Source organism: Burkholderia sp. IMCC1007 (assembly GCF_027257875.1).
GTDB lineage: Bacteria > Pseudomonadota > Gammaproteobacteria > Burkholderiales > Burkholderiaceae > Burkholderia.
In genome coordinates, this window is record NZ_JAPVQY010000060.1 from 1 (window position 1) to 12,183 (window position 12,183).

The following is a 12,183-nucleotide window of genomic DNA, read 5'->3' on the forward strand; positions in this document are numbered from 1 at the left end:
TGGCCGGCCGAGCGCTTCGGCGACGCGGCCGCGCGGCTCGCGCCGCTGTTCGACGGCATTGCCGTGACCGGCAGCGCGAGCGAGCAGGCGCTGGTCGACGCGGTGTGCCGGCGCGTCGGCCCGCGCGCGCTGCCGCTCGCCGGCACGCTGCCGCTGGGCGAACTCGGCGCGCTGATCGAAACCGCCGACCTGCTGCTGTCGAACAACAGCGGGCCCGTCCATCTCGCGGCCGCGCTCGGCACGCCGGTCGTCGACCTGTACGCACTGACCAATCCGCAGCACACGCCGTGGCGTGTGCCGCACCGCGCGTTGAACGTCGATGTGCCGTGCCGCAACTGTTACCGCAGCGTGTGCAACCAGCCGGGCCATCCGTGCCTGCTCGGGGTGAGCGCCGATGACGTCGTCGCGGCCGCGCAAGCGCTGCTGCGCGGCAGCGAGCGCCATGCACTGCGTGCGGCCGCGCGCGCCGCGGCGCACCGCGACGAGCCGGTCGCGGTCAACGCATCGAACGTGATTCCCTTCGCGCACGTCATCAACAGGAGCTGACGCATGCCCGAACCCATCCATACGCTCGGCATCAACGCCGCGTTCCACGACAGCGCCGCGTGCATCGTGCGCGACGGCGTCGTGATCGCGGCGGCCGAGGAAGAACGCTTCACGCACGTGAAGCACGCGAAACGGCCGGTGCCGTTCTCCACGTGGGAGCTGCCGTACCACGCGATCGACTACTGTCTCGCGGAAGCGGGCATCGTGCTCGCCGACGTGCAGCACGTCGCGTATTCGTATGATCCTTGGCTCGAACTCGACCGTCAGGGCGACGCGCCCGCGCTGACGCTGCCGCTCGCGCCGTCCGCGCATGCGCCGCGCGCGGACGGCGCGTCGCCGTGGCATCCGCTGTTCCTGTCGTCGATCGTGAACGCGCCGCGCCAGCTCGCGGGCGGCGCGCCGCACCATCTGCAGCGGCGTTTTCGCGGCGTCGCGCACGACGGGCCGTTCCGCTGGCACTTCATCGAGCACCATCTCGCGCACGAGGCGAGCGCGTTTCTCGCGGCGCCGTACGACCATTGCGCGGTGATGACGATGGACGGGCGCGGCGAACGCGCGACGACGAGCTACGGCGTGTTCGACGGCAAGTCGTACCGGCGGCTCGGGCAGGTCAACCTGCCGCATTCGCTCGGCCTGCTGTACGAGCGCGTGACGCGCTACCTCGGCTTCCTGCATTCGTCGGACGAGTACAAGGTGATGGCGCTCGCGTCGTACGGCAAGCCGGTGTTCGCCGACGCGATGCGCAAGCTGGTCGACTATCGCGGCGAAGGGCGCTACGAGGTCGCCGACGGCGATCTCGTCGCGCTGTTCGGGCCGGCGCGCGAACGCGGCGGCCCGATCGAGCCGCATCACTGCGACATCGCGCATGCGCTGCAGCTCGTGCTCGAGGAGACGGCGCTGCAGGCAGCCGACTGGCTCGCCGCGGAGAGCGGCGAGAAGCAGCTCGCGATGGCGGGCGGCGTCGCGCTGAACTGCGTGATGAACGGGAAGATCCGCGATCGCGGCCCGTTCGACGACGTATGGGTGCAGCCGGCCGCGGGCGATGCCGGCACCGCGCTCGGCGCCGCGTTATGGACCGACTTCCGGATGCGCGGCGCGCGCGGCGACTGGCGGATGGACCATGCGTATCTCGGGCCGTCGTACGGCGACGACGTGATCGAGGCATTCCTGAAGGAAGCGCAGCTGCCGTACCGGCGGCTCGCGGACGTCGCCGCGCAGACCGCCGCGCTGCTCGCCGCGAACCGCGTGATCGGCTGGTTCCAGGGGCGCATGGAGTTCGGGCCGCGCGCGCTCGGCGCGCGCTCGATCCTCGCGTCGCCGATCGATCCGGACATGCAGCGCAAGCTGAACCGGATCAAGGATCGCGAGGACTTCCGGCCGGTCGCGCCGGTCGTGCTCGAGAGCAAGGCACATCAGTGGTTCACCGGCGGCCGGCGCACGCCGCTGCGCGCGCCGTTCATGCTGTTCGTGTACGACGTCGCACCCGGCGCCGAAGCGACGATTCCGGCGGTGCGCCATATCGACGGCACCGCGCGCGTGCAGACCGTCGACGAACACCAGCATCCGCTGCTGCATGCGCTGCTGACCGAGTTCGACGCGCTGACCGGCGTGCCGGTGCTCGTCAATACGTCGTTCAACACACGCGGCGAGCCGATCGTCTGTTCGCCGCGCGACGCGATCGAATGCTTCTGGACGTCGCCGCTCGATGCGCTCGTGATCGGTTCGTTCCTGCTGGAGAAGCCGAGATGAACGTGCGCGACACGCAACTGCCGCCGGTCGTGTCGGTCGTCGTGCCGACCTACCGGCGCCCCGACCTGCTCGAGCGCTGCCTCGACGCGCTGTGCATGCAGGTGTTCGATCCGACCGCGTACGAGATCGTCATCGTCGACGACGATCGGGCCGGCAGCGCGAGGGCGGTCGTCGATGCGTGCCGTGCGCGCGTGACCGACGTGCCGGCGATCCGCTACATGACGGCGCCCGATACGCAGGGGCCGGCCGGCGCGCGCAACGTTGGCTGGCGCACCGCGCGCGGCGCGCTGATCGCGTTCACCGACGACGACACGATTCCCGACCCGACCTGGCTGCGGCACGGCGCGGCCGCGCTGCTGGCCGAGCCGTCGGCGGCGGCGGCGGCCGGGCGGATCGACGTGCCGTTGCGGCCGCGCCCGACCGACTACGAGCGCGACGCGGCCGGGCTCGCGCACGCGGAATTCGCGACCGCGAACTGCTTCGTGCGGCGTACCGCGCTCGAGCGCGTCGGCGGTTTCGACGAACGCTTCACGCGCGCGTGGCGCGAGGATGCCGACCTGATGTTCGCGCTGCGCGAGCATGCGGGGCCGATCGTCGGCGTCGACGCCGCGCGGATCGTGCATCCGGTGCGGCCCGCGCGCTGGGGCGCGAGCATCGGCCAGCAATCGAAGGTGTATTTCGACGCGCTGCTGTACAAGAAGCATCGCGCAACTTACCGGCGCCACATCCGGCCGGCGCCGCCGTGGAACTACTACGCGGCCGTGCTCGCCGCGCTCGGCGCGATCGGCTGTGTCGCGGCCGGCTGGCACGTGCCGGCAATCGTTTGCGCGGCCGCATGGGCGGCGATTACCGCCGCGTTCTGCGTGAAGCGGCTGCGCGGCACGCAGCTCACGCCATCGCATATCGCCGAGATGATCGTCACGTCGATCGCGATTCCGCCCGTGTCGCTGTACTGGCGCATGCGCGGCGCGCTTCACTTCCGGGTGTTCTTCCTATGATGCTCGATCCCGTTTCACCCTCCGGCCCGCCGCGCATCGCGGTGTTCCGCGCGCTGCAGCTCGGCGACATGCTGTGCGCGGTGCCCGCGCTGCGCGCGCTGCGACGCGGCGAACCGGATGCGCGCATTACGCTGATCGGCTTGCCGTGGGCGCGCGAATTCGCGTCGCGCTTCTCCGATTACATCGACGGCTTCATCGCGTTTCCCGGCGCGCCGGGCCTCGGCGAACAGCCGGATGCCGGCACGGCCGCGCGCGAAGCGTTCGTCGCGGAATGCCGCGCGCGCGACTTCGATCTCGCGATCCAGCTGCATGGCAGCGGCGTGCAGACCAACGCGATCGTCGCGTCGCTCGGCGCGACGCGCACGGCCGGCTTCGTGCCGGCCGACGGCGACGCGGCCGCGCTCGACTACACGGTGACGTGGCGCGACGACGAACCCGAAGTCAAGCGGTATCTGTCGCTGATGCGCAAGCTCGGCTACCCGGACTGGGGCGACTACCTGGAATTTCCGCTCGGCGGCCTCGACTACGCGCTGTGGCACGTGCTGTGCGACGAGCATGCGCTCGATCCGGGCCGCTACGTGATCGTCCATCCGGGCGCGCGGATGGCGTCGCGCCGCTGGCCGGTCGAACGCTTCGCGAGCGCCGCGCGGCAGCTCGCCGACGACGGCTGGCAGATCGTGCTCACCGGCACGCGCGCCGAACTGCCGCTGGCCGCCGCGTTCGCCGAGCATCTCGGGCGGCCGTGCGTGAACCTGTGCGGCCGCACGCCGCTCGGCGCGCTGGCCGCGCTGATCGGCCGCGCGCGGCTGCTGTTGTGCAACGACACGGGCGTGTCGCACGTCGCGGCGGCGCTCGGCACGCCGAGCATCGTCGTCGCATGCGGCAGCGACACGGCGCGCTGGGCGCCGCTCGACACCGAACGCCATCGCGTGCTCGCGAACTACCCGGCCTGCCGGCCGTGCATGTTCGACACCTGCCCGTACGGGCACGAGTGCGCGGCCGCGATCGGCGTGGGCGACGTGATGGAACGGGCGGGCGAACTGCTCGCGGAGGAGAGACGTCATGTCACGTAAGCGGTTGCGCGTGCTGACCTGGCACGTACATGGGAATTATTTGTATTACCTGTCGCAGACGCCGCACGATTTCTACATCGTGACGAAACCGCAGCATCCGCCGGGCTATGCGGGGCGGGTGGGGCACCTGCCGTGGGGCGACAACGTGCACGAGGTGCCCGTCGAATGCGTGCGCGACACGGCGTTCGACTGCGTGCTGTACCAGCATCACAGCCACTATCAGCACGACCGCCTGCGGCTGCTGAGCGACGCACAGCGCGCACTGCCGGCGGTGTTCGTCGAGCACGATCCGCCGCGCGAGCATCCGACCGACACGCTGCATCCGGTGCAGGACCCGAACGTGTTGCTGGTGCACGTGACGCCGTTCAACGCGCTGATGTGGGACAACGGCATCACGCCGACGCGTGTGATCGAGCACGGCGTGCTGATGCCCGACAACGTCGAGTATCGCGGCACGTTGCCCAAGGGCGTGACGGTCGTGAACAACCTCGCGCGGCGCGGGCGGCGCCTCGGCGCGGACCTGTTCGACGTCATGCGCCGCAGCGTGCCGCTCGATCTGGTCGGGATGAACTCGGCCGAACTCGGCGGGATCGGCGAGGTGCCGAATCCGGCGTTGCCGCATTTCCTGTCGCACTACCGGTTCTTCTTCAACCCGATCCGTTATACGAGCCTCGGGCTTGCGGTGATCGAGGCGATGATGATCGGCATGCCGATCGTCGCGCTCGCGACGACGGAGATGGCGCAGCTCGTCAGGAGCGGCTACAACGGCGTGGCCGACACGCGGCCGGCCGTGCTGATCGAGGCGATGCGCATGTTGATCCGCGATCCGGAACTTGCGCGCGAGTGGGGACAGGCTGCGAAGCGCGACGCGTGCGAGCGCTTCAATATCGAGCGTTTCGCGCGCGACTGGGATCGCGCGCTGTGCGACGTGACGGCGTAGCGGCGACGCACGCCGCCGCGCGTGCATCGCGCATTTACCGGCCCGGTGCGCGTGGCGCCGCGGCCGAGCCGGCCGCGCTGCCGGTGTTGCCCGTGCCGGTGGCAGTCGGCGTCGCCGCCGGGGGCGCCGTTCCGTTCGCGCCGTTGCGTTCATGCTCGGGCAGCAGCGCGAGCCGGTTGTAGAGCGTCTTCAGGCTGATGCCGAGCGCCTTCGCGGTGCGCGGCTTGTCGCCGTTGAAGTGTCGCAGCGATGCGACGATGAAGCGCTGCTGCGTATGCGCGAGCGTCGTGCCGATATGCAGCGTCATCGCGTTGTGGCGCACTTCTTCACGCGGCGGCGCCCGGCGCGGCAGCTGCAGTTCGATCTGTTCGTCCGCGAGGATGAACGCGCGCTCGAGCGTGTTGCGCAGCTCGCGCACGTTGCCGGGCCACGAGTACGTGCGCAGCGCCTTCAACGCCTGCGTCGACAGACGCTTGCGCGTGCGGTGCCGCGCATTCAGCCGCTCGATGATCTGCAACGCGATGTCGCCGACGTCGTCTTCCCGCTGCCTGAGCGCGGGCACGTGCAGCGCGACCGTCGCGATCCGGTAGAAAAGATCGTCGCGCAGCCGGCCGCTGCGCACCGCTTCGACCGGATCGTGATGGGTGGCCGCGATGATCCGCACGTCGAGCGGAATCGGCTCGTAGCCGCCCACGCGCATGATCGTGTTCGATTCGAGCGTGCGCAGCAGTTTCACCTGAAGCTCCGCGGGCATCTCCGCGACTTCGTCGAGAAACAGCGTGCCGCCGCGCGCGGCTTCGAACACGCCCACGTGTTGTGCAACGGCGCCGGTAAAGCTGCCTTTTTCGTGACCGAACAGATGCGATTCGGCGAGGTCTTTCGGAATCGCGCCGCAGTTGACGGGCACGAATGGCCCGCGCCGCCGCGGGCTCATGTCGTGGATGAGCCGCGCGACGATGTCCTTGCCCGCGCCGCTTTCGCCGACCACGAGCACGCTCACGCCCGTCGCGGCGACGCGCGATATTTTCAGCAACAAGTCCTGCATTGTTCGCGAACGACCGAACAGACGCGTGCCATCATCGTCGGATTTCGACATGGATATGACCAGCTTGGGAATTTATGACCGAATGCGGTGAAGACACGGTGAAAAAATGACGTGGCACACGTTGTTTTTCACTGGAAAAGCATACCGTTTAACGCTGCCGCAAGACATTGAATCTTGCAATGCGAACGCCGCGAACGGATAGATTTATTCGATGGAGCGCGACTGCGGGAGCCGCTTCTTCTATACTGCTAGACACTCGTTTGTCATGGCAGAACAGCTTGTCTGCTCGTTCGTGTGCCATGCGGAAGGCCGCTCGCCGAGTGCCTCGGCGCGGCGCTCCGCACGGCATGTCCGCCGCGGTTCCGGCCGATGCTCGGGCCGGCCGCATTACAAGGAGCTTCGATGCCTTATGTGCTGATCGTCGAAGACGATGCCGATACACGCACGATGCTCGCGACGCTCGCGCAAGCGCAGCAGTTGACGTGCGACACGGCCGCGACGCTAGAAGAAGCGCGCACGCTCGTCACGACGAATACCCCCGATCTCGTGCTGTGCGACCTCGTGCTGCCGGACGGCAACGGCATGGATCTGTTTGACGCATTGCCCAAGCGCGGGCATTGCGAAATGGTGTTGACCACCGGTCACGCGAGCCTCGAAACCGCGATCGACGCATTGCGCCGAGGCGCCACCGATTACCTGGTGAAGCCGCTCAACATGCAGCGGCTGAACAGCATCTTCGCGCGCGTGCCGCGCACCACTGCGCTGCACGAGGAAATCGCCGAGCTGCGTTCGGAACTGCAGCGCCTCGGGCGCTTCGGCCGGATGCTCGGCAGCTCGCCGGCGATGCAGACCGTCTACGACGCGATCGGTCGCGTCGCGCGCACCGAGGCGTCCGTGCTGCTGACGGGCGAATCGGGCACCGGCAAGGAGCTCGCCGCGCAAACGGTGCACGATCTGAGCCTGCGCCGCCGCGGCCCGTTCCTCGCGGTCAATTGTGGCGCGATCGCCGCGAACCTCGTCGAAAGCGAGATGTTCGGCCACGACCGCGGCAGCTTCACCGGCGCCGAGCGTCAGCATAAGGGTTTCTTCGAACGCGCGGACGGCGGCACGCTGTTCCTCGACGAAATCACCGAGATGCCGCTCGAGTCGCAGGTCAAGCTGCTGCGCGTGCTCGAAACCGGCCGCCTCACGCGGCTCGGCTCCACCCGCGAGATCGATGTCGACGTGCGCATCATCGCGGCGACCAACCGCGATCCGGAAGCCGCGATGGCGGACGGCAAGCTGCGCCCCGACCTCTTTCACCGGATCAACGTGTTCCCGATTCCGCTGCCGTCGCTGCGCGAGCGCGGCGACGACATCCCGATGCTCGCCGACGCATTCCTGAAGCGCTACAACGAGGAGAGCGGCCGTAACCTGAGCTTCTCGCCGGCTGCCCGCGAAGCGCTGAAGCGCTACGCGTGGCCGGGCAACGTGCGCGAGCTGCGCAACTTCGTGCAGCGCGCGAGCATCTTCAGCGACGCCGACGTGATCGACACGCTGCCGCCGCCGATCATGGACGAGCTGTCGAGCATGGTCGACTCGCATGAAGATCGCGTGACCGTGCCGTTCGGCACGCCGCTCGAGGAAGTCGACCGCAAGCTGATCCTCGGCACGATCGCGCAATGCGGCGGCGTGAAGGCGCAGGCGGCCGAAGTGCTCGACGTCAGCCTGAAGACCATCTACAACCGGCTCGCACAACTGGAAGACGAAGTCGAAAAGCCCGACTCGTGATCCGGCACCGGCCGCGCTCATGCGTGCGAGCCGGTGCGGCGTCGTTCGTCGCGGTCGAGCCGGCGGCGCATGCGTTCGACGTGCGGCGGAATCGGCCGGCGCTCGCGCAGGATCCACGGCAGGCCGGCGAACGTGCGTGCGACGCCGCGCCCGCGCCACAGGCGCGGCAGCATGCGCACCGTATGCGCGAGCGCGGCCCTTGCCGGCCATCTGAGCCACGCGGTCCATACCGCGTTGCGCGTCGACACACTCATGCGCGTCCGGATGTCGCGCTGCATCGAAGGGTAATGATGAACCGTCAGGTGCGGTGCATAGACGAGCCACGCGCCCGCGCGGCACAGATCGAGCGCGAGCAGCGCCTCCTCGCCGCCGAGGAAGTAGCGCGGGTGATAGCCGCCCGCACTCAGGAACGCATCGCGCCGGAACGCCGTCGCGCCGGCCAGCAGCCCGAGGATAGGCCGGCCCGGCAGCGCGACGGGCGCATCGAGCGGGCTGTCGGCCATCAGCCGGCAGGTCGGGTCTTCGCGCTGCTCGGGGCCGACCAGCACGCGCGCGGTCACGGCCGCGACGAGCGGATGCGCGTCGAGCAGGTTGGCCGCCGCGGCGAGCGAGCCGGGCGCCCACCATGTGTCGTCGTCGCAGAACGCGACGTGCGGCGTGCGCGCGAGGGCCACCCCCAGGTTGCGCCCGGCCGCGCCGAGATTGGCGGGCGCATGCACGAGCGTTACATGCGGAAAACGGGTGCGCACGAGCGCGGCGGTGTCGTCGTCCGACGCGTTGTCGACGACCACGATCGCCGGGCGGTCGGGCAATTCGGTGAGGCGCGCGAGCGTGCGCGCGAGTTCCGTCGCGCGCCGGTAGGTCAGCACGATCGCGGTCACGCGCGGCTCGCGCGGCGGCAGCGGTGCGCGCGGCGGCGTTACGCGCACGTGCCGTCGCATTCGAGCCGCCAGTACGTTTCAGGTTCGAGGAGATCGGCGCGCATATGAGGTTCCAACAGCGCAATCTGGCTTGCGTACGCTTCCACCGCCGCAGCTTTCTGCGGCACGCCGTCGGTGCGGTTGCCGGCCGGCATGGCAACCGGATGGCCGATCCAGCCGTGCTCGCGCCAGCCGATCACGCGCCTGGCCATCAGCCCGTCGATCCGCCGGTACGGCACGTCCTCGTAGAAGCGCCACGTGCGCGACGCGTCGCCGTCGCGCAGCAGCGCGAGCACGGCCTGCTGCACCTGCAGGTGATCGCGATGGAACAGACCGGCCGGCGCGAGCACGCCGAACGCCGGGTGCGCGTCGATCGTGTCGGCCGCGCGTGCGGCGATCTCCGGCGACGCGGCGCGCGTGCCGTACTGATCGTCGAGGAAGTCGAGCCATACCGGGCGAGCGTGGAGCAGCGCAAGCGCGCGGCGATCCTCGTCGCGGCGCACGCGCATCGCCTCGTCGGCCGTGCGGAATCCCGCGCGGCGATCCCACGGCGGTGCGGCCGTGTCGCGTGGCGGAATGCCCGCGAACACGGTGACGACGACCGAGCCGGGCGCCTGCGCGAGCAATTGCCCGCAACTGAAGACGGCATCGTCGAGATGCGGCGAGATGACGAGCCAGCGTGTCGGAGCGGTCATGTCGTGAGAGTCCCCGTGGTGAGCGGTCGAACCGGCGATCCGGTTCGGCGAGCACGCGCCGTGCCCACCCGTCCAACCCTGGCGCGCGGCCGCCAGCCTTCCGGCAGGAGCGTGTCCGATGTTTGAAATTGCACGGCCGCGAGCCGGAAATTACGCAACCGCCGTCATGCTGGTCGCGATCGCCACCGTGCTGCAGGCGCTCGTGATCCGGTTCGGCGGCACGAACCTCCCGTTGTTCCTGTACTACCCGCTGCTCGGCGCCGCCGCATGGGCGACGTCGTTCCTGTTCGGCGTGACGGCGACCGTGGCGAGCGGCGCGCTCGTCTGGATGCTGTTCCTGTCGGATCCGGCGGCGTACACCGGCGCGCTGCCCGAGCGCATCGTGCGGCTCGGCACGTTCGTGCTGGTCGGGCTGCTGGTGTGCGCGATCGCGTCGATGCTGCGTCACGCGCGGCTCACCAACGACCTCGCGCGCCGCAGCGAGACCGCCGCGCGACGGCGGCTCGACGCGCTGCTGCAGGCGCTGCCGCACGGCGTGATCGCCGCCGACACCCAGGGGCGTGTCACGTACGTGAACGCGGCGGCCGCCGAGCTGATCGGCTGCCGGGCCGACGATGCGACGGGCCGGCCGGTGCGCGACGTGCTGCGCGTGTGCGATCGCGACGGCCAACGCGTGGCGAGCTCGCCGCTCGAACGCGCGCTCGCCGGCGAAAGCGCGACGTCCGACCGTCACTGGCTATACGGGGAAGGCGGCGACCCGGTGCCGATCGTCGAAGCCGCGTCGCCGCTCGGCGATGCGGACGGCAACGTCGACGGCGCGGTGCTGCTGCTGCGCGATGCCGGCGCGGAACGTGTGCACGCCGATGCGTCGCGGCTGCAGCGGGCGGTCGTCGACACGTCGCCGGACGCGATCGTCGGCGTCGACGCTGCAGGCCGCATCGTCAGCTGGAATCCGGCCGCGCAGCGGATCTTCGGCTACGACGCGGCCGACGCACGCGGGCGCGCGTTCGACACGTTGATCGCCGCGCGCTGGTTGCGCCGCAATCCGCTGGCCGACGTGTTCAGCGACATGCAGGAACCGGTCGGCCCGCTCGACGTGCTGTGTACGCGGCGCGACGGCCGGCGGTTTCGCGCGACCGTGTCGGCATGCCCGGTGCGCGGCGCCGCGCGCGCGAGCGTCGCGATGTCGCTGACGCTGCGCGATACCGGCGCGCAGCGCCGCCGCGATCTGCGCACGCTGCGCTCGCTGCAGGGTGCGCGCAACCAGGCCGACCAGGCCGATACGTCGAACCGGCTGAAGGACGAACTGCTCGCGACCGTGTCGCACGAATTGCGCACGCCGCTGAACGTGATCTACGGCTGGGTCGAGGTGCTGCGCAACACCGGCGACCTGACGCTCCAGCAGCAGGCGATCGACGCGATCGACCGCAGCGCGCGCTCGCTCACGCGCATGGTCGGCGACATTCTCGATGCGTCGTCGCTCGCGACCGGCAAGCTGCAGCTCGATACGATGCCGGTCGACGTCGCGCGGCTCTTTTCCGACGCGACCGCCGCATTCCAGACGGCCGCGTCGTCGGCCGGCATCGTGCTCGAGTACGACTGCGTGCCGGCGACCTGCATCGTATCGGGCGACGCCGAGCGGCTGCGCCAGATGCTGTCGAACCTCGTGTCGAACGCGTTGAAGTTCACGCCGGGCGGCGGGGCGGTAAGCGTCACGCTCACGCGCGACGCCACGCATGCGATGCTGACCGTATCGGATACCGGCCAGGGTATCGCGCCGGAATTCGTGCCGCACGTGTTCGACATGTTCCGCCGCGCGGACGATTCGCCCGCGTCGTCGCGGCGCGGGCTGGGCCTCGGGCTGTCGATCGTCCGGCATATCGCGCAGCTGCACGGCGGCAAGGTGCGCGTCGAAAGCGCGGGCCGCAACCGCGGCAGCACGTTTACCGTCACGCTGCCGGCCGGCTGGCAGCCGGTGGGGGCGATGGCGTGGGGCGCCGCGCAGGCGAACGGCCGTCTCGATGCGCTCGCGCTCGATGCGGAGCGCATCCTGATCGTCGACGACGACGCGACCACGCGCGCGAGCCTGACCGCCGCGCTGACGACGCTGGGCGCCGACGTCGCGATCGCCGCGTCCGGGCGCGAGGCGCTCGCGGTCGTCGCCGATCTGCAGCCGACCGTCGTGCTGTCCGATCTCGCGATGCCCGACGGCGACGGCTTCTGGCTGCTCGACGCGTTGCGGCGCGGCGGCGCGAACGTCGGCAGTCCGCCGGCCGTGCGCGTGCTCGCCGTGACCGCGCATGCGGGCCTCGCCGACGAGCGCCGCGCGCTCGACGCCGGCTTCGACGGCTATCTGTGCAAGCCGGTCGACGTGCGCGAGCTCGCGCACAAGATCGCGCAGGTGACGAAGCGCGACGGCTGACGCATCGCGCGCCGGCCGTCGCGTC

General features: G+C 70.1%; 10 protein-coding genes. 7 read left to right on the forward strand and 3 right to left on the reverse strand.

Annotated features, from left to right (window positions below):
- The 5 genes from O1Q03_RS33045 to O1Q03_RS33065 form a co-directional block, all read left to right on the forward strand.
- On the forward strand, nt 1-546 hold a 546-nt coding region (locus tag O1Q03_RS33045; RefSeq protein ID WP_269508911.1), incomplete at its 5' end, for a glycosyltransferase family 9 protein.
- Nucleotides 547-549: 3 nt separating this feature from the next.
- Nucleotides 550-2,295, forward strand: coding sequence for a carbamoyltransferase family protein (locus O1Q03_RS33050; RefSeq protein ID WP_269508913.1), 1,746 nt, complete (start codon nt 550-552; stop codon nt 2,293-2,295).
- The gene (locus O1Q03_RS33055) at nt 2,292-3,293 is read left to right on the forward strand and encodes a glycosyltransferase family 2 protein (RefSeq protein WP_269508915.1); all 1,002 of its coding nucleotides are present in this window, start codon (nt 2,292-2,294) and stop codon (nt 3,291-3,293) included. Before O1Q03_RS33050 ends, O1Q03_RS33055 begins: the two co-directional genes overlap by 4 nt.
- On the forward strand, nt 3,290-4,366 hold the full coding sequence (locus O1Q03_RS33060) for a glycosyltransferase family 9 protein (RefSeq protein ID WP_269508917.1): 1,077 nt from the start codon (nt 3,290-3,292) through the stop codon (nt 4,364-4,366). Before O1Q03_RS33055 ends, O1Q03_RS33060 begins: the two co-directional genes overlap by 4 nt.
- On the forward strand, nt 4,356-5,306 hold the full coding sequence (locus O1Q03_RS33065) for a glycosyltransferase (RefSeq protein ID WP_269508919.1): 951 nt from the start codon (nt 4,356-4,358) through the stop codon (nt 5,304-5,306). The genes O1Q03_RS33060 and O1Q03_RS33065 overlap by 11 nt, the downstream gene beginning before the upstream one ends.
- 34 nt (nt 5,307-5,340) lie before the next feature.
- Here the strand turns inward: O1Q03_RS33065 and O1Q03_RS33070 are convergent, their stop codons facing one another.
- Entirely contained in the window at nt 5,341-6,402 is a 1,062-nt protein-coding gene (locus O1Q03_RS33070) for a sigma-54 interaction domain-containing protein (RefSeq protein WP_269508921.1), read from the reverse strand.
- A 351-nt stretch (nt 6,403-6,753) separates the two neighbouring features.
- On the opposite strand from O1Q03_RS33070, the gene O1Q03_RS33075 reads away from it, so the two are divergent.
- Entirely contained in the window at nt 6,754-8,121 is a 1,368-nt protein-coding gene (locus O1Q03_RS33075; protein WP_269508923.1) for a sigma-54-dependent transcriptional regulator, read from the forward strand.
- Nucleotides 8,122-8,138: 17 nt separating this feature from the next.
- Here O1Q03_RS33075 and O1Q03_RS33080 read toward each other — a convergent pair whose 3' ends face one another.
- Together O1Q03_RS33080 and O1Q03_RS33085 are read right to left on the reverse strand one after the other, a co-directional pair.
- Entirely contained in the window at nt 8,139-9,062 is a 924-nt protein-coding gene (locus O1Q03_RS33080) for a glycosyltransferase family 2 protein (RefSeq protein ID WP_269508925.1), read from the reverse strand.
- On the reverse strand, nt 9,041-9,736 hold the full coding sequence (locus tag O1Q03_RS33085; RefSeq protein WP_269508927.1) for a PIG-L deacetylase family protein: 696 nt from the start codon (nt 9,734-9,736) through the stop codon (nt 9,041-9,043). The genes O1Q03_RS33080 and O1Q03_RS33085 overlap by 22 nt, the downstream gene beginning before the upstream one ends.
- Nucleotides 9,737-9,854: 118 nt before the next feature.
- On the opposite strand from O1Q03_RS33085, the gene O1Q03_RS33090 reads away from it, so the two are divergent.
- Nucleotides 9,855-12,158, forward strand: a complete 2,304-nt coding sequence (locus O1Q03_RS33090) for a hybrid sensor histidine kinase/response regulator (protein WP_269508929.1) — start codon at nt 9,855-9,857, stop codon at nt 12,156-12,158.
- Nucleotides 12,159-12,183: the final 25 nt, after the last annotated feature.